General features: G+C 72.9%; 14 protein-coding genes and 1 pseudogene. 1 reads left to right on the top strand and 14 read right to left on the bottom strand.

Annotated elements, in window-relative coordinates; all coding sequences use genetic code 11:
- From CCN44_RS02515 to CCN44_RS02500, 4 genes and pseudogenes are all read right to left on the bottom strand, one after another.
- A pseudogene (locus tag CCN44_RS02515) lies at positions 1-496 on the bottom strand (FHA domain-containing protein); the annotation flags it as partial.
- Between the two features lie 33 nt (positions 497-529).
- Entirely contained in the window at positions 530-1,873 is a 1,344-nt protein-coding gene (locus tag CCN44_RS02510) for a vWA domain-containing protein (protein ID WP_086696739.1), read from the bottom strand.
- A gap of 117 nt (positions 1,874-1,990) precedes the next feature.
- Entirely contained in the window at positions 1,991-3,340 is a 1,350-nt protein-coding gene (locus CCN44_RS02505; protein WP_059249604.1) for a PP2C family serine/threonine-protein phosphatase, read from the bottom strand.
- 3 nt (positions 3,341-3,343) lie between these two features.
- On the bottom strand, positions 3,344-5,548 hold the full coding sequence (locus tag CCN44_RS02500; RefSeq protein ID WP_430382581.1) for a serine/threonine-protein kinase: 2,205 nt from the start codon (positions 5,546-5,548) through the stop codon (positions 3,344-3,346).
- Here CCN44_RS02500 and CCN44_RS48010 point away from each other — a divergent pair.
- Positions 5,514-5,831 carry a hypothetical protein gene (locus tag CCN44_RS48010; RefSeq protein WP_428836627.1) on the top strand — a complete coding sequence of 106 codons (318 nt, stop codon included), beginning with the start codon at positions 5,514-5,516 and terminating at the stop codon, positions 5,829-5,831. The two genes, CCN44_RS02500 and CCN44_RS48010, sit on opposite strands and share 35 nt — an antisense overlap.
- A 1-nt stretch (position 5,832) precedes the next feature.
- Here the strand turns inward: CCN44_RS48010 and CCN44_RS02495 are convergent, their stop codons facing one another.
- The 10 genes from CCN44_RS02495 to CCN44_RS02445 form a co-directional block, all read right to left on the bottom strand.
- The gene (locus CCN44_RS02495; RefSeq protein ID WP_086696738.1) at positions 5,833-7,125 is read right to left on the bottom strand and encodes a coiled-coil domain-containing protein; all 1,293 of its coding nucleotides are present in this window, start codon (positions 7,123-7,125) and stop codon (positions 5,833-5,835) included.
- A gap of 40 nt (positions 7,126-7,165) precedes the next feature.
- A complete protein-coding gene (locus tag CCN44_RS02490) occupies positions 7,166-8,203 on the bottom strand; it encodes a glutamate ABC transporter substrate-binding protein (protein WP_059249601.1) in 1,038 nt (345 codons plus the stop codon).
- Positions 8,204-8,217: 14 nt separating this feature from the next.
- The gene (locus CCN44_RS02485; protein ID WP_414820478.1) at positions 8,218-9,648 is read right to left on the bottom strand and encodes a hypothetical protein; all 1,431 of its coding nucleotides are present in this window, start codon (positions 9,646-9,648) and stop codon (positions 8,218-8,220) included.
- Between the two features lie 321 nt (positions 9,649-9,969).
- Positions 9,970-10,962 carry an N-acetylglucosamine kinase gene (locus CCN44_RS02475; protein WP_059249599.1) on the bottom strand — a complete coding sequence of 331 codons (993 nt, stop codon included), beginning with the start codon at positions 10,960-10,962 and terminating at the stop codon, positions 9,970-9,972.
- Positions 10,953-12,218 carry a 6-phospho-beta-glucosidase gene (locus tag CCN44_RS02470; protein WP_059249598.1) on the bottom strand — a complete coding sequence of 422 codons (1,266 nt, stop codon included), beginning with the start codon at positions 12,216-12,218 and terminating at the stop codon, positions 10,953-10,955. Before CCN44_RS02470 ends, CCN44_RS02475 begins: the two co-directional genes overlap by 10 nt.
- 7 nt (positions 12,219-12,225) lie before the next feature.
- Positions 12,226-13,059, bottom strand: a complete 834-nt coding sequence (locus CCN44_RS02465) for a carbohydrate ABC transporter permease (protein WP_059249597.1) — start codon at positions 13,057-13,059, stop codon at positions 12,226-12,228.
- Between the two features lie 3 nt (positions 13,060-13,062).
- The gene (locus CCN44_RS02460; RefSeq protein ID WP_086696737.1) at positions 13,063-14,004 is read right to left on the bottom strand and encodes a carbohydrate ABC transporter permease; all 942 of its coding nucleotides are present in this window, start codon (positions 14,002-14,004) and stop codon (positions 13,063-13,065) included.
- The gene (locus tag CCN44_RS02455; RefSeq protein WP_208639694.1) at positions 14,001-15,344 is read right to left on the bottom strand and encodes an ABC transporter substrate-binding protein; all 1,344 of its coding nucleotides are present in this window, start codon (positions 15,342-15,344) and stop codon (positions 14,001-14,003) included. The genes CCN44_RS02460 and CCN44_RS02455 overlap by 4 nt, the downstream gene beginning before the upstream one ends.
- A gap of 44 nt (positions 15,345-15,388) precedes the next feature.
- Positions 15,389-16,600 carry an ROK family transcriptional regulator gene (locus tag CCN44_RS02450; RefSeq protein WP_059249594.1) on the bottom strand — a complete coding sequence of 404 codons (1,212 nt, stop codon included), beginning with the start codon at positions 16,598-16,600 and terminating at the stop codon, positions 15,389-15,391.
- Between the two features lie 217 nt (positions 16,601-16,817).
- Positions 16,818-17,645 (bottom strand): hypothetical protein, encoded by an 828-nt coding sequence (locus CCN44_RS02445; RefSeq protein ID WP_086696736.1) that lies wholly within the window; start codon positions 17,643-17,645, stop codon positions 16,818-16,820.
- Positions 17,646-17,786: the final 141 nt, after the last annotated feature.

Here is a 17,786-nt window from a genome sequence, read left to right as displayed (position 1 = left end):
GGCCCGAGGGGCCGGGGGAGGTGGGCGGACCGGACGAGGCGCGCTCGCCGCCGAACGGCGTCGGGCCCGACGGCTCGCCGCCGAAGGACGGGATCGGCTCGGCCGGCCGGTTCACCTGCGAGGGCCGCGAGCCCTGGTACTCGAACCCGTCGTCGCCGCCGTACGTCGAACTCGGCGGCTGGAACCGCGGCTGCGGCGGACGCGGGGCGGCCGGGGTGTAGGAGGTCGCCGTGTTGGTCAGGAAGTTCCACCGGCACTCCTCGCAGAAGGGCGCGCCGCCCTCGCGGGGCGTACGGCACTGCGGGCACAGCTCCGGCTCCGGGGCGGACCCGGCGGCCGGGTGCGGGCGTGCCCCGGCGGGCGGCGGAAAGCCGTAACCGCCGCCGGCCGGGGGCGGCGGCGGAGGGGGCGGAGGTACGGCACCGGCCATGCGGTGACCGCAGACCTCGCACCAGTCGTCGGAACCCGACTGGTGTCCGTTCGGGCAGGTCGGCATGTCGGCGCTTCCCCTTCTCCTACGCTTCCAGGGTCACTTCTTTACACGAACAGTCTTGGTGGACCGGGTCTCCAGAGTCATTTCGTCCGCCTCCGCGACCCTCGTCTTCAACCGCACAGTACCTGTCGCGGCGTCGACCACGTCCACCACCTTCGCAAGCAGTTTCGCAGTATCGGCGTTCCCCGAGGCGTTCGCGAGCTGAACCGCGCGCCCCAGTTTGGCGGTTGCTCCATCGAAATCGCCCGCTTTGCGAAGGTCGAGACCCTTCTGGATGGCTTGCGCCAGTTCGGCCTGCCCGGTGTAGTGGGCGACTTGGGGGTTGATCGAGGTGGAGGCGGCCATGTCGTCGGTCCACACCGCCCGTACGAGCCCCTGCGCGCCGAGGTTCTGCACCGTTCCGTCCGTATCCGGGACGACCAGGGAGACGCGCGCGGCGAGCATCTCCTGGCCGAGCCCGGCCGGCGGGACCGCCACGCACAGGTGGTAGTCGCGGGACTCGTCGCCCCAGGACCCGGTCGGATAGTCCCCGGCGCGCGGCCCGGCCTCGGTGCGGCGGTCGGTCAAGTCCGCCACGCTGGGGGCGACTTGCTTGACGAACCGGATGGTCGTGCCGACCGGCGTCCACACCCGCAGACAGACGTCGGCGACCTCCTTGCCCATCGCCGTCTCCATCATCCGCGTGAAGTCGGCGGCGAGACCGGCCGGATCGGCGACGATGTCGGCGGTGCCGAGCAGCGCCGAGGCGATCCCTGTGACTTCTTTCACTTCCCAGTCGGTGCCCACGCCCCGCGCGTCGCAGGTGAACCGGCCGGCGCAGGCGTCCAGCGTGGCCCGCAGATCCTCCGGTGACTCGTGTTCGTTGCGGCCGTCGGTGAGCAGGATGCCGTGCCGGATGGTGACGTCCGCCGCGGACAGCAGCCGGTCGGCGAGCCGCAGCCAGGTGCCGATGGCCGTACCGCCGCCCGCGCTCAGCCGGCGCAGCGCGTGCTTGGCCTGCTCGCGGGTGGTGGCGTCGGCGACCGCGAGCCGCCCGCCGCCCGGATAGACCTCCTGGGCCACGTGCGTGCCGCCGATCACCGTGAAGCGGGTGCCGTCGCGCAGGGTGTCGATCGCGGCGGCCGTGGCCTCCCGGGCGCCCCGCATCTTGGTCGGCGGGTAGTCCATGGAGCCCGAGCAGTCGACCATGATCGCCACCGCGGCGGAGGGCCCCCGCCCCGGCGGGTACACGGGCGCGGAGACCGCGCTGCCGATGGTGCCGCCGCCGGTCGCGGTCACCGTGACGATGGCGTTGACCTCGCTGCCGCCCTCGGGCAGGTACTCGTTCTGGTAGACGTCCACCGAGAACCGCGGCACGTTCGACTTCGCGAAATTGGCCATGCTTGATCGCATCCCCCTCGGACACCTCGCTCACACGAGGCGATGACGGTGAGCGGACCGGTCCCCTCCGGTCCGCTGCGGCTTCCCCGTGCCGTAGCCCCCCGTCGGGTACGGCCCTCAGGCCGATCCTGCCCCCTGCGGCGGCGCCGGGAACGGCAGGACCGCCACTGTTACGTTGTCGTGGCCCCCGCCGTCCAGGGCGTGCCCCACCAGCACCCGGGCGCCGTGCAGCGGACGGACCGCCGCGTCCGGCGGGACGACCTCGGACATCTCCTCGGCCGTCTCGGCGTAGTTCCACAGTCCGTCGGTGCACACCACCACGGCACCGGGCCGGTCCGGCTTGAAAGAGGCGGTGTGCGGCTCCAGTTCGTAGGCGTCCGCGCCGAGCCAGCCGGTGATCGCGTGGGCCCGCTCGTCGGCGTACGCCTCGGCCTCGCTCATCAGGCCGGCGGCGACCATCTGCGCGGCCCAGGAGTCGTCCTCGGTCAGCCGGGCGGGCGGCGTGCTGCGGTCGGTGGGCACCCAGTAGGCCCGGCTGTCGCCGACCCAGCCGACGACCAGCAGCCCGGAGGTGACCACCGCGCCGACGATCGTGCAGGCCGGCGCGTTCTGGTGCGGGGTGTGCTCGCGGGCCGTCGCCGGCTCCTCGGCGAGCGCGTTGACGGCCTGCGCGGCGGCCACGATCGCCTCGTGCATCGCCTGCTGCGGATGGGTGCCGCGCGGCAGCGCGGCCAGCAGGGTGTCGCCGGCCGCCTGGGAGGCGGCCAGGGAGGCGTCGTCGGGGCGGGTCGCGGAGGACACGCCGTCGCAGACGACCGCCAGCGCCACCGGGGTGCCGTCGGGCAGCGTGGTGTGGCCGACGGCGAAGGCGTCCTCGTTGCGGTGGTGGCGCAGCCCGCGGTCGCTGACGGCGGCGACCGGGCCCGACTCCCGCTCCACGTGGTCGCGTTCGCGCGGCTGGGCGTGCCCGCAGTTCTCGCAGTAGCCGTCGCTGTCCACCCGGCCCGCCCGGCAGGCCACACACAGCAGCGCCGGGTCGGCCGGGGCGGCGGCACCGGCGGCCAGCCGCGGGTCCGGCGCCTGCAACGGATACTCGTCGGGCTCGTCCGGCCGGTCCAACCGCACCCCGGAACCGGCCTCCTGACCGGCACCGGACTCCTGCCCGGCCTCGTGCCCGGGCAGCGGGGCGCCGCCCGAGTCGGTGCCGGGCAGGTCCGCCGGCTGATGCGCCGCGGGCGGCGCGCCGGAACCGGCCGGCTCGGGGGCGGGCCAGGCCACGCCGTCACCGGCCGTGCCGTCGCCGGGGCCGGCGGAGCCGGTCATGGTCAGCGTCGGATGGTCCTGCGACGCGGCGGGCACCACCGAAAGGTCGTATCCGCACGCTCCGCAGAACAGATCACCCGACTCCACGGGCTCCGCGCAGCTCGGGCACTTCGGCAGTGCGGCCTGCCGGGGCATCTGCGACATCGACTACACCCACGTTCGGGGGCGGTAACGGTTGGCCCGTTCCACCAGCTCGATCCTTTCCTCGCCGCCGGACGCCAGCCGGGCCAGCGTGCGGTAGGCGCGCTCCAGGCCGAAGCGGAGGCCCCGCTCGTCCAGACCGCTGCCCAGCAGCACCCGGCCTCCGGCGGCGGGCCCGGTGCCCTGGCCCCCGGAGAGTATCCAGTCCAGCGCGCAACCGAGCACTTCCGCCGACAACCGCTCGCGGCGTGCCGGGTCCAGGCCGTACGCCTGGAGTGCCTCGACCTGACCGGCGGCGGCCGTCAGGTCGTCCAGGAACGGTACGTCACCGGCGCCCGCCGTGCGTTGCACGATCCGCGCCCGGACGGCGGCGACCCGGGCGGCCGTGTAGTGGATGGAGGACTCCGGCACCGACTCCAGCGTCCGTACGGCGCCTTGCCGGTCCCCGGCCGCGAGCCGCACCCGGGCCAGCCCGAACGCGGCGCTCACGAAGCTCGGATCGGTCGACCACACCAGGTGGTAGTAGTCGGCCGCGTTGTCCGACTGGCCCAGCACCTCGGCGCACAGACCGAGCGCCAGCTTCGGCGCGGCCTCGCCGGGGAAGGCGTCGTATATCGCGTCGAAGGCGAGTGCCGCGCCCTCGAAGTCGCCGGTGACCAGCGCGGCCACCCCCCGGTGCCACACCACCCGCCAGTCGTCGGACCGCACGTACACCTCGTCCGGTTCCGGCGCGGCGTCCAGCTTGGCCAGGCTCATCAGCGCGCCCTGGTGGTCGCCGCTCTCCAGCCGGGCGCGGATCTGCCGGAGCCGGGTCTCCACGGTCTGCACGGGCGCCGCGGCCAGCGCGCTCATCAGCTCGGCCGGCGCGGACCCCGCAAGGCCCGCCAGGAAACCGGCGTTGGGGTCGGCCGGGTCGACCAGCGGCACCGGCAGGGCCAGCGCGGCGGCCGGCACGTCGACGGGCTTGACCAGCGCCGGGGGAGGAAGCGCGGGAGCGGCGGGCCCGGCCTTGCGCACCGGCCGGGCGCCCAGCCGGGACACGTCCCCGTCCAGCCGCGGGAACAGCTCGGTGTCGGTGACCCTCACCTCGGGCCCGAACAGCGTCGACAGCGCGGGCCGCGCCTGCCCGGTCTGCAGCGAGACGACCTCCCGCAGCACGCCCGTCAGCTGCTCGGCCATCTCCTGCGCGGAGGCGAACCGGCGGGCCGGGTCGGGGTCGGTGGCGCGGACCAGGAGCCGGTAGAAGGACTCGTACCGGCGGAACACCTCGACGCTGTCCGGGTCGGGCAGGGAGTCCGCGTAGACGTTCGTGTAGCCCTGGAAGTCGAAGGTCAGCACGGCAAGGGTGCGGCCCACCGTGTACAGGTCGCTGGCCACCGACGGGCCGGTCTCGGCGACCTCCGGTGCCTGGTAGCCGACCGTGCCGTAGATCGCCGACTCGTCGTCGTCCACGCGGCGGACCGCGCCCATGTCGATCAGCTTGAGCTGGTCCTCGGTCTGGATGGCGTTGTCGACCTTGAAGTCGCAGTACAGCAGGTTCCGGCTGTGCAGATGCCCGAGCGCCTCCAGGGCCTCGATGCCGTACGCGCACGCCTGCTCCACCGGCAGCGGGTCGCGCCGGCCGTCGGGGGTGCGGCGGGCGTTGGCGATCTCCTTCAGGGACTTGCCGCCGACGTACTCCATGACGATGTAGCCGTCGAGGGAACCGGTGCGCTGGTCCAGGTGCTCCACGAAGTTGTAGATCCGCACGATGTTGGCGTGCTCGATCTCCGCGAGGAACCGCCGCTCGGAGATGGCCGCGGCCATCGCGTCCTGGTCGCCGGTGTCCAGCAGGCCCTTGAGCACCACCCAGCGGTCGGAGACGGCCCGGTCCACGGCGAGGTAGATCCAGCCGAGCCCGCCGTGCGCGAGGCAGCCCGCGACCTCGTACTGGCCGTGCACGACGTCCCCGGCCCGCAGCTTGGGCACGAAGGAGTACGGGTGCCCGCACTTGGTGCAGAAACCCTCCGTGCGGCCCGGCCGCTCTCCCCGGGCCCGGCCGACCGGCGCCCCGCAGTCCGACCGCGAGCAGAACCGCTTCCGCTCGGGCACCTCGGGGTTCTCCAGCACCATCGCGCGCGGGTCGGGCCGGGGCACCTGCGGCACCGACACCAGCCCGGCGCCCAGCCGCCCGCGCGTGGCCGCACCGGACGAGGAACCGGAGCTGCGCACGGACACCGAGCGGCCCGTGGACTTCCCCGACAGCGACCGGGACAGCCGCCCGGACACCGAGCGGCGCGACTTCGACGACTGCGAGGACGTCCCCGAGCCGCGCGAGCCGCGCGAACTCCCGCTGTCGGTCGCCCCCTTGGTGATCCCGGTGGGCGGCGAGCCCACCATCCCGGACGCCGACACCACCGGCGCGAGACCGCACGTGTCGCAGTACAGCTCGCCGCCGCCGACGTCCTCGTACGTCCCTTCGCAGTCCGGCCGCTGGCAGGTCTGCCCCGGCTGACTCATGACGCGTCCCCCCTGTGGTCCCCCTGGCCGTCCTCCGCCGTGCCCCCGCCGCCGAGCAGTTCGGCCGCCGCCTGCTGGTAGCGCAGCACCGCCTGCTCGGCCACCCGCAGGTCGCACGGAGCGCTCCACAGCATCCGGCGGGCCGCGTCGTACCGCTCGACCAGCAGCGGGTCCTCGGCCAGACCGTGCCGGGCCACCTTCGCCTTGTAGGCGTCCAGCCGGCCGCGCAGCTCGGCGCGGACCGCGAGCGGCGCCGTGACCGCGGTCAGCGACTCGCGGGCGCGCAGCAGTTCGTCCTCCGCCTTCTCCTCCAGCGACTCCAGCAGCGGGGAGAGCCGGTGCCACTGGGCCTGCCTGCGGTACTCGGCGGCGGTCGCCAGCTGCTCCTGCAGCGCGGTGGGCGGACCGCTCACCACCGGCACCTCGGTCGCGGCGATCTTCGCGAGCACCTCGCCGCGCGCGGTACGGGCCTCGGCGAGCGTGCGGTCCGCGCGCGAGAGCACGTCCCGCAGCCGGATCAGCCGCGCCTCGGCGTCCTGGCGCACCGTCAGCACCGCGTCGATCTCCCGCCGTACGTCCTCCAGGGCGCGCGCCTGACGGTCGTACACCGTCGGGTCCGGGCGTCCGCCGCCGGGCGCCGAACTGCCCTCGGCCGGCACCCAGAAGGCGAGCGGGTCGCGGACGACGTCCTCGCGCAGCTTGGCCAGCGTGCGGGTGATCCGCTCCAGGTCGTCACCGGCCGGATGCTCGCCGGGGCGCACCCCGACGGAGTGCGCGAGGCTCCGGGTGCGCTGGAGTTCCGCGGCGAGTAGATCGATCCGCGCGGGCAGCGCCGACCAGACCGCGTCGGCGGCGACGATCATGTCCAGGCTGGTCGCGTACAGCTCGTTCATCCGGTCCACCAGGGCGGACAGCGAGAACGTCTCGCTCAGCCGGCCGGTGCCGCCGCCGGGGACGGTCACGGACGCGCCGCGCAGCAGCTCGGTCAGCTCCGCCAGGTCCTCCCGGCTGGACCAGCGGCGCCGGGCGCGGATCTCCCGGGCGCCGCGCAGCGCGGCCGTGTAGGCGTCGAAGTACGTCCACAGCTGGGTGATCTGCGCCTCCGTGGCCTGCCAGCGCTCCTGGGTGACGCCGGTCAGTTCGGCCCCTTCGAGGAGTCTGCGGCCCGCGTGGTCCTGGAGGGCCAGCAGCGAGGTCTCGATCGCCTCGTGCTCCTGGCCGAGCCGCGCCAGCGCACGGTCCACCTCGTCCCGGTCCATCACCGGCCCGGCGGGGTCCGTGACGCCCATCGATCACCTCTCGCTTGCTTCTGTTCCGGTCGGGTGCGGCTCAACTGCCGCGCAGGTACTGCGGAGCGGGCGGCTTCGACGCGGACGAATCCTTGCCCAGTGTCGCCGCCAGCCAGTCGTCGTACGACTTCTGCCAGCCGTGCGCGCGGTAGTCCACCAGGATCCGATTGACCCGGCGTACCAGATCGTCCGCGTCGTCCTTCATCGCCACGCCGTAGTACTCGGTCGTGAACGCCTTGCCCTTGAGTTCCACGGTCGGGTCCTGGGCGGCCTGGCTCGCGGCGAGCGCGCCGTCGGTCACCACCGCGTCCACCTCGCCGAGTTGCAGCCGGACCAGGCAGTCGAGCTGGTTGGGGACGGTGGTGGAGATGTCCGTGGAGGCGGGCAGCCGGCCCTCCTTCCGGTCGGCGGCCAGCTTGGTGTGCGCGGTGGACGTGGCCGCCGTGCACACCTTCTTGTGCGCCAGCGAGTCGTCGTAGCCCGTGATCGGCGACGACTTGGGGGCGAGGACCTGCTGGCCCGTCTTGAAGTAGGGGGCGGAGAAGGCGACTTCGCGGAGCCGGTCGCAGTTGATCGTCATGGTGCGGACGACCATGTCGACCCGTCCCTTCTCGATCGCCCGGGTGCGCTGGCTGGTCGGGATCGCCTTGAACTGCACCGCCTCCCGGTCGCCGAGGATGTCCTCGGCGATCCGGCGGACCAGTTCGATGTCGAAGCCCTCCAGCTGGGCGCCCTCGGTGTTGGGGTTGCGGTAGCCCCAGCGGTAGCTGTTCTGGTCGACGCCGACGATCAGCTTGCGCTTGGCGCCCGTACGGGCCCTGATGGCGTCGATCGTCGGGCCGTCCGCGTCGGACGGGGCGAGCGTCCGCTCGTGCGCCTCGGAGTCCACGCACCCGTCGGCGCGGGCCTGGACACCGGTGGCCACCGTCCGCCCGGCCCGCTCCCGCTCGGGCTTCTCGGGCGCTCGCTGGGTGCACGGCAGCAGCAGTACGAACGCCAGTGCCAGCGCGCACAGCACCGCCATGGTGGCGACCCCGCCCCAGCCCCGCAGGGCGGACCGCGCACGGCTCACGTCCATCGCCTTGCCCCCTGTCACCGGTACTCCGAAAGCCTGCGGCCGATGCCGGCGACCGCGCCGGCCGCGCCCAGCACCGCGAGGACGCCGGTACCCTCCGGCAGCCAGGTCATGGCGCCCAGCCCGGCCTCGGCCGCCTGTTTGAACTCGTCCTGCTCGTGGTCGATGGCCCGGGCGAGACTGCCGTCGACGCCGTCGAAGCACTCGGCGGTCGCGCCCTTCGCGCCGATCACCTTGTCCAGCGCCTGCTGGTAGTTGCCGTTCTCGTCCTCGGTGCGGGCGGCGGCGTGCCGCTGCTTCCACACCGCCATGTCGTCCTCGGCCGCCTTGACCGGCCCCGGGTCGTCGGCGAGCCGCGCCGCCTCGGTCAGGTGCCTGCCGAGCGCGGCGATGTCCTGGTCGAAGGCGTAGTAGTAGGCGTCGTAGGACCTGTCGCGGACCGTGACGGTCTCCGCGCCGCGGGCCACCAGGCTGAGGTTCTCGTTGCCGCGCGCCTTCAGGGAGGCGATGCGGGCGTCGTGGAGCACGTTGAGCGAGCGGATCCCGTGCTCGTAGGAGCCGTCGAGCCCGGAGCGGGCGACCGCGTGGCCCACGACCAGCCACAGCAGGGCGACGGTGGTGGCGGCGGTGGCGGCGACCAGGCCGTGGTTGAGGACCCGGTTGGTGCGCCGGTACATGCGGTGCTGGGCCCAGCCGAGCGCGGCCAGGGCGAGCACCCCGAGCGCGATCGCCGCCCACGGGTACGGCCTCGCGTGCCCGTAGTCGGCGTCGAGGCGCCGGTTCTCCGTCGTGTAGAGCACCTCCGCCGCCGGGAGCATCTCCTTCTGCATCTTCTCGTTGGCGTACCGCAGATAGGCGCCGCCGACCGGATAGCCCTGCCGGTTGTAGGTCCGGGCCCGCTCGATGAGGCCCTTGTACTCGGGCAGCAGCCGGTTCAGCTCGGCGATGGTGGTCTCGGCGGCCGAGCCGGGCTCGGCGTTGGCGGCGGCGTTGACGAGCCCGGAGGCGGCGGACTCGATGTCCTTCTCGTACAGCTCTCTGGACTTCGCGTCCTCCTGCCCGCCCGCCAGGAACACGCTGGAGGCGGCGGTGTTGGCGTCGGCCAGCGACCGGTAGATGCCGGCCGCGCCGGAGCTGAGCGGCTGGCTGCGGTGCAGCACGTCGTGGGCGGCGGCCGAGCGGGCGCCGGTCTGCCAGGCGGTGACCGCCCCGAACGCGACGACGACCAGGGCCAGTACGGCTCCGATGATCCGCAGTCGCCCCGGCTCGGTCGTCGCGGCGGCCCGCAGCCGCTCGGCGCCCTCGGCGAAGGCGGTCCGGCGCGCGGGCGGCAGGCCCGGAGGGACGGCCGCGGGCGGCCCGGGCTGAGCGGGGATGCCGGGGACGCCGGGGGCACCGGCGGACCCGGCCGGCGGTGGTGCCGCGCTGCTCTTCGGCGGGTGTGTCACTCGACCTCCCCCAGGGTCATCCGTACGCCGCCCAGTATCTCCGCCTGCCCTGACATCCGCACCGGCCTTCACTGGATCTTGATCGGATCGCAGCGCGCCCGGGGGCGCGTGCCGGCGGACGCACCACCCCCCGTGGGAGAACACGCCGGTGACGGGGGATCGGTTCCGCCGGGCCGGACCGGTCCGGGCGGGATCGGTCCGGCCCGGACGGGATCTGATCGTGGCCGGATCGGTCCGGGCCGGACTGGATCCGATCGGGCCGGACCGGATCGAGACGGTCCGGGCGGGGCGGTCGCCGGTCGCCGGGCGGCGCCCCGCGTATCAGGCCGCGCCGGTCGCCGGGCCCGTCTCCCAGTAGGCCCGCGCCCGCTCCTGCGCCTCCGGCTCCGCCGCCAGGTGGTCCAGGCCCAGCAGCGCCGCTCCCAGCACCGGGCTCGCCGTGACGACGTGGACGTCGGCCTTGGGGGCGCGGGTGGCCAGGAGGGTGCGGACGGTGTCGTTCAGCTGGGGGTGGCCGGCCGTGAGGACGCTGCCGCCCAGCAGCACCGGGGTCTCCTCGGCCAGCAGGTCCAGGCGGGTCAGGGCGACCGTCGCCAGCACCGTGACCTCCTCCGCGAGCCGGGTGACCAGCGCCCGGGCCACCGGGTCGCCGTCCGCGGCCGTGGCGAACAGCACCGGGGTCAGCTCGTGCCGGCGGCCGTGGTCGACGTGCTCCAGGTGCAGGGCCTCGATGAGGGCGTACATGCTCGGCAGGCCGAAGTGCGCGGGCAGGGTGCGGGCGAGCGCGGTGGGCTCGCCGCGGCCGTCCTCCGCGCGGGCCGCGTGCCACAGCGCCTCCTCCGCCAGGCCCCAGCCGCCGCCCCAGTCACCGGAGATCCGGCCGAGGGCCGGGAAGCGGGCGGTCCGGCCGTCGGGGCGCATGCCCACGCAGTTGATGCCCGCGCCGCACACCACCGCCACCCCGCGCGGCTCGGCGACGCCCGCCCGCAGGATCGCGAAGGTGTCGTTGCGGACCTCCACCGACGCACCCCACGCGCGCGCGTGCAGCGCGCTCGCCAGCCGTTCCTCCTCCACCGGGAGGTCGGCGTTGGCCAGACAGGCCGAGACGTGGGTCACCGAGCCGACCCCGGCGTCCGCGAACGCCCGGGCCACCGGTTCCGCCAGCGCGTCGAGCGCCGCGGCCACGCCCACCGCGGGCGGGCGGAAGCCGCCGCCACGGGCCGTGGCCAGCACCTCGCCGGCGCCGCTGACCACGGCCACGTCGGTCTTGCTGTTGCCCGCGTCGATGGCGAGCACGGTCGAGGTCAGGCCCACGCGAGGTGCTCCCGGTTGTGTGCGACCAGGCGGTCGGTGAGGGTGTCGGCGTACGCGTACTGGCCGATCAGCGGGTGGGCGAGCAGGGCGCGGAAGACGCGGTCCCGGCCGCCGCGCAGGGCCGCCTCCAGGGCCAGCTCCTCGTACGCCGTCACGTTCGCGATCAGGCCCGAGAAGAGCGGGTCCAGGCCGGCGACCGGCAGCGGGACGGGGCCCGCCGGGCCGACCGCCGCCTGCACCTCGATCACCGCCTCGTCCGGCAGGAACGGCAGCGTGCCCTTGTTCAGCGTGTTCACCACCTGGTACGGGCTGCCTCCGCCGCCCAGCAGGGCCGCCGCCAGGTCCACGGCCGCCTCCGAGTAGTAGGCGCCGCCGCGCTTGGCGAGCAGGGCCGGCTTCTCGGCCAGCTCCGGGTCGCGGTACATCGCCAGCAACTCCCGTTCCATGGCGGCCACTTCCGAAGCCCGGGAGGGCTTGGTACGCAGCTCGCGCACCACCTCGTCGTGGGCGTAGTAGTAGCGCAGGTAGTAGGAGGGGACGACGCCGAGGCGGTCCAGCAGGGGGCGGGGCAGGCGCACGTCGTCGGCGACGGCGTCGCCGTGCCCGGCCAGCAGCTCGGGGAGGACGTCCGCGCCCTCGGGGCCGCCGAGGCGGACCCCCGTCTCCCAGGTGAGGTGGTTCAGGCCCACGTGGTCCAGGTGGACGTCCTTGGGGTCGGTGCCGAGCAGCGCCGCGAACTTGCGCTGGAAGCCGATCGCCACGTTGCACAGGCCCACGGCCCGGTGGCCGGCCTGGAGCAGGGCGCGGGTGACGATGCCGACGGGGTTGGTGAAGTCGATGATCCACGCGCGCGGATTGGTGCGGCGGACCCGTTCGGCGATGTCCAGGACCACCGGGACCGTGCGCAGGGCCTTCGCCAGGCCGCCCGCGCCGGTGGTCTCCTGGCCGATGCAGCCGCACTCCAGCGGCCAGGTCTCGTCCTGCTCGCGGGCCGCCTGGCCGCCGACGCGGAGCTGGAGCAGCACGGCGTCGGCGCCGTCGACTCCCGCGTCCAGGTCGGAGGTGGTGACGATCCGGCCGGGATGGGCCTGCCTGGCGAAGATCCGGCGGGCCAGGCCGCCCACCGGCTCCAGGCGTTCGGCGGCCGGGTCGACCAGCACCAGCTCCTCCACGGGCAGGGTGTCCCTGAGGCGTGCGAAGCCGTCGACGAGTTCGGGGGTGTAGGTCGAGCCTCCGCCGACCACAGTGAGTTTCATGTGTGGTTTAACCCTTCACTCCGGTGAGCGTGACGCCTTCCACGAACGCCTTCTGGGCGAAGAAGAACACGAGGATCACGGGGGCCATGACCAGCACGGTGGCGGCCATGGTGAGGTTCCAGTCGGTGTGGTGGGCACCCTTGAACGACTCCAGTCCGTAGGACAGGGTCCAGGCGCCGGGGTTCTCGGACGCGTAGATCTGCGGGCCGAAGTAGTCGTTCCAGGCGTAGAAGAACTGGAAGAGGGCCACGGCGGCGATCCCCGGCTTCGCCATGGGCAGCACGACCCGCAGCAGGGTCCTCAGGTCGCCGCAGCCGTCGACCTTGGCCGCGTCCAGGTACTCGTTCGGGATCGTCGTCAGGAACTGGCGCAGCAGGAAGACGGAGAACGCGTCCCCGAACGCCATCGGCAGGAGCAGCGGCCACAGCGTGCCGGACAGGTCCAGCTGCTTCGCCCAGAACAGGTACATCGGGATGACGACCACCTGCGGCGGCAGCATCATCATCGAGATCACCAGCATCAGCGCGAGGTTGCGTCCGCGGAAGCGGAACTTGGCGAGCGCGTACGCCACCGGGATCGACGACACCACCGTCAGCAGGGTGCCCAGACCGGCGTAGAGCAGCGTGTTCCGCCACCAGGTCAGGAAGCCCGGCGTGTCGAACACCTTCCGGTAGTTGCCCCACTCCCAGGGGTGCGGGATCAGGTCCCGGCTGAGGGCCTGGCTGTCGCTCATCAGCGAGGTCAGGAGGACGAACACGAAAGGGAGCGTGAAGAACAGCGCGGCGGCGACGCCCAGGGAATGGACCGCTATCCATCCGAGAAGCGCCTTGCGGCGGGTCATACGTCAGTCACCTGCCTGGATCAGACCGCCCCGGCGCCGCATCAGCAGCGCGGTGAACGCCATCGACAGGGCGAACAGCACCAGCGCCACCACGCACGCCGAGCCGTAGTCGAAGCGCTGGAAGCCGAGGTTGTAGACGAGCTGGGGGAGGGTGAGGGTGGACCTGTCGGGATAGCCGGGCTCGAACTGGGTGCCGGCGCCCTGGATCACCCCGGAGGCGACCTTCCCGGCGACCAGCGGCTGGGTGTAGTACTGCATGGTCTGGATCACGCCGGTGACGACGGCGAACATCACGATCGGCGAGATGTTCGGCAGCGTGACGTACCGGAAGCGCTGCCAGGCCGAGGCGCCGTCCAGCTCGGCCGCCTCGTACTGCTCCTTCGGCACGTCGAGCAGGGCGGCCATGAAGATGACCATGAGGTCGCCGACGCCCCACAGGGCCAGCAGGGTCAGCGCCGGCTTGGACCAGCCGGGGTCGTTGAACCAGCCCGGCGCCGGCAGCCCGGCCCGCTCCAGCAGGGAGTCGACCGGGCCGGTGCCGGGGTTGAGCAGGAACGCGAAGGCCATGGTCGCGGCGACCGGCGGAGCCAGGTACGGCAGGTAGAACAGGGTGCGGAAGAGACCCGTACCGGTCTTGATCCGGGTGATGAGCAGCCCGACGCCGAGTCCGAAGACCACCCGCAGGGTCACCATCACCACCACCAGCCACAGGGTGTTGCGCAGGGCGGGCCAGAACAGCGGATAGTGCGCGAAGACGTACCTCCAGTTCTGCCCGCCGCTCCACTGCGGTGGCCGGAAGCCGTCGTAGTGCATGAAGGAGAAATAGACCGTGGAGATCAGCGGATAGGCGAAGAAGACCGCGAAGCCGATGAGCCACGGCGACAGGAAGGCGAGCGTGCGCAGTGCCGAGCGGCGGCGTTTCGCCGCGAGGGTCGCGCTCATCACCGGGCCTGCGCGATGTCCGTGTCGATCTGCGCGGCCGTCTTCTTCAATCCGGCCTTCAGATCGGTGGCCTTGCCGCTCTCGTAGTCGTAACCGAACTGCTGGATCGTCACCAGGTACACACCGCCGTTGACGGAGGCGGGGGTGGTGGTGGAGTGCGGGTGGGCGGCGATGTCCAGGAAGGTCTTGAACCGGGGGTCGTACGTGAGCTTCGGGGACTTCAGCGCGGTGAGCGTGGAGGGCACGTTGTGGATGTCGTTGGCGAAGCCGACCACCGCGTCGGTGTCCGTGGTGATGTACTTGACGAATTCCCAGGCCGCGTTCTGCTTGCGGCTGGTGGCGGCGATGCCCGCGATGGTGCCGGTGATGTACCCCTTGCCGTACTGGTCGGCCTGGTCGTCCGGGACGGGCAGCGGGGCCACCCCGATCTCGAAGCCGGGCTTCGCCTGCTCGGCCATGCCGAGCCGCCATTCGCCGTCGAGCTGCATGGCGACCTGGCCGGTGTGGAAGGGGTGCTTGGGGCCCCACTCGTCGCCGAGGGTGGCCCGGAACTTCTCCAGCCTCCGGAAGCCGCCGAGTTCGTCCACGAGTTTCTTCTGGAGGGTGAAGCCCTTTTCGAAGGCGGGGTCCGCGGCGAGGTTCGACTTGCCGTTCTTGTCGAAGTACGTCGGCGAGAACTGGGCGAGGTAGTGCTCGGTGGTGGACTCCCAGCCGTGGTAGTTCGGCATGAACCCGAGCTGCCGGTAGCCGTCGCCCTGCCGTATCGTCAATTTCTTGGCGTCGGCCGTGAATTCGGACCAGGTCCTCGGCGGCCGGGAGATGCCCGCCTTCCTGAACGCCGTCTTGTTGTAGTAGAGCCCGTACGCGTCACCGAGCAGCGGCACCGTACAGCGGTTGCCGTCGAACTGGGTGTACTCGTTCATCGGCTTCGGGAACGTCTTCTCGGGGTCGATCCCGGACTTCTCGAAGAACGGGTTCAGATCCACCAGGGCACCCGAGGAGCAGAACTTGCCCACGTTGTTGGTGGTGAACGAGGAGATCACGTCCGGGGCCCGGTCGCCGCCGGCCCGCAGCGCCTGGTTGATCTTGTCGTCGGTCATGGTGCCGACGACCTTCACGTGGATGTTGGGGTGCGCGTTCTCGAAGCCGGCGACCAGCGACTCGACGGCCTTCACCTCGTTCGGCGCGCTCCAGGCGTGCCAGAAGGTGATCGTCGTGTCCTGCGAGGGATCGTCGGTGGCGCCGGAGCCGGACCGGCCGGTGCACGCGGCGGTGAGGAACACGGCGGAGACAGTCAGGGTAAAAGCCGCTTTTCGGGCGACTCCGGGCAGGGCTGTGGGCATGGCGAGGTCTCCCAGGGGGACGGGGTCGGGAAAAGAGGGGGCGCTCAGCGCGAGGTGTCGAAGACCTCGTCGCGGGTGGCGGCGAGCGCGGACTCCAGCGCGCCGCGCAGGACGGGGTGCTCCCGGACGTCGCCGACGACCAGCCTGGGCCGGGACGCGGCCAGCTCCTCCAGCTCGGCCTGGACGAGGCCGCGCAGCACCTCGCCGCCGGCCGTCAGCGCGGAGCCGCTGAGGACGACGAGTTCGGGGTCGAGCACGGAGACGAGCGAGGCCAGGCCGGTGGCCAGCCGGGTGGCGTACGTCTGGAGCAGCTCCCGGTGCGGGCCGCTGGCGTGGTCGGCGGCGCGGGCGACGAGCGCGGTGGCCGCCTCGGTGTACGGCCCCGACGGCACGTCCTCGACACCCAGTTCCCGGGCCAGTTCCGGCAGTGCCTGGGAGCCGGCCAGTTCCTGGTAGCCGCCGCTGTTGGCCTTGGTGACCTGCCGGACCAGGGGGGCGCCGGGCACCGGCAGGAAGCCGACCTCGCCGGCGCCGCCGGTCCAGCCGCGGTGCAGCCGGCCGCCGAGGACCAGGGCGGCGCCGAGCCCCTCCTCGTTCCACAGCAGCACGAAGTCCTCGTGGCCGCGGGCCGCGCCGAGCCGCTGCTCGGCGACGGCGACGAGGTTGACGTCGTTCTCGTACTCGACCGGCATCGGCAGCGCCGCCGCGAGCTCGTCGAGCAGCGCGGGGGAGTGCCAGCCGGGCAGGTGGGAGGCGTAGCGCAGCCGGCCGGTGTTGGGGTCGAAGGCGCCGGGCGTGCCGATGACCAGCCGGTGCACGTCGGAGCGGGCCAGTCCGGCGGCCTTGACGGCCCCGTCGAGGGCGTCGGTGACCTGCTGGACCACGGACCGCGCCGGACGCCGGCCGGGGGTGGGCAGCTCGTACTCGCCGACCGTGCGGCCGGTGATGTCGGCGACCGCCGCCCGGATGCGGTGCGGGGTGACGTCGAGCCCGGCGGCGTAGGCGGCGGTCGGATCGATCGCGTAGAGCTGGGCGTTGGGCCCCGGCCGGCCCTCGCTGGTGCCGGTGAGCCGGACCAGTCCGGCCGCCTCCAGGCGGGCCAGCAGCTGGGAGGCGGTGGGCTTGGACAGGCCGGTGAGCTTGCCGATCCGGGTGCGGGACAGCGGCCCGTGCTCCAGCAGCAGGTCCAGGGCGGCGCGGTCGTTCATGGCGCGCAGGACGCGCGGGGTGCCCGGCGTACCGGCGGTTCCTGCCATGGGGTCGACACCTGCCTTTCCAGCCGCCCAGCTTTTCAGTGACCTGGGCATGACGTCCAGTCTTGATCACCGGCCGCCCGGGAGGTCACTGTTAGGAAACTTTCCTGTTCGGGTGGGAGGAACGTAAGCCGAGGACGAAGGGGGCGTCAATAGACAACGCCCCCGCGGCAACAGAGTCGTTACCTCGGGGGCGTCGCGGTCCGGGCGGGCCCGGCGGCTACTGCACGGTCACGTGGTCACCGGCGGAGGTCTTCGCGCCCGTGGTGGCGGTACCGGCGAAGACGAAGCGGTAGGTGCCGCTTCTGGTCGCCTTCACCGTGGTGGACAGGGCGCCCCCGGTGCCGGAGGTGACCGTCCTGACGTTCACGTAGGCGCCGCCGTCCGCCTTGAACTGGAGGACGGCCTTCTGGTCCCGGTAGCCGGTGTACGTGCCGGACGACCAGGTGGCGCGGGTCAGCTTGCCCTTGACGGTCAGCGTCCTGCCCTTGACCACCGGCTCCGGGGCGGCGTCCGCGGTCAGCCGCGCGGCGCGCTGCACCTTCACCGAGGCGAGGCCGCCCCACATGGTGAGGTCGTTCTCGCTGTGCAGGTAGTCGTCCGAGGCGCTGCCGTCGCTGTGCGCGTAGACACCCGCGGCCTTCCAGGCGCCGGCGTCGGCGGCCTCGTACAGCGCCTCGCCCGGCACGGCGACGATCGTCTCGGTGCACGTCTCGGTGACGGTCGTGTCCGTCGTGGCGGCGGTCGTGCAGACGGGCGCCTTGTCCGGGCCCAGTTCGTTGTCGACCGACCTCAGGGTGCCGCGGTACAGGATCACCGCCTGCACCGTCTTCTTCTGGTCGATGACCAGGTTCTTCGGCCGGGTCAGGGTGTACGACACCGGCACGCTCACGGCCTGGGTGGTGCCGATCACGACCGGCTTGCCCTTGTTCACGGTCACACCGGAGAACGTCAGGTCCGGCGTACCGGCCGCCGACGCGGCGGGCGCGGCCAGACCGGCCAGGGCCAGGGCACCGGACAGGGCGGTGCCTATGGCGAGCTTGCGCATGTTTCCCCACCTTCGCGACGGGCCCCCGGGCGACGTCGCGCTCCGGAGCAAGGGCCCGTGGTGGAGCGACCCTAGAGGATCACCCGATGGGGAGGGAATGCGGGGTTCCGGTGAAGGTGATCTGTGGGCGGGGTGGGATAC

The organism is Streptomyces tricolor (genome assembly GCF_002155905.1).
Classification (GTDB): Bacteria; Actinomycetota; Actinomycetes; order Streptomycetales; family Streptomycetaceae; genus Streptomyces; species Streptomyces tricolor.
The sequence above is the reverse complement of the archived record's forward strand: the minus strand, read 5'-3'. Positions and strand labels throughout refer to the sequence as shown.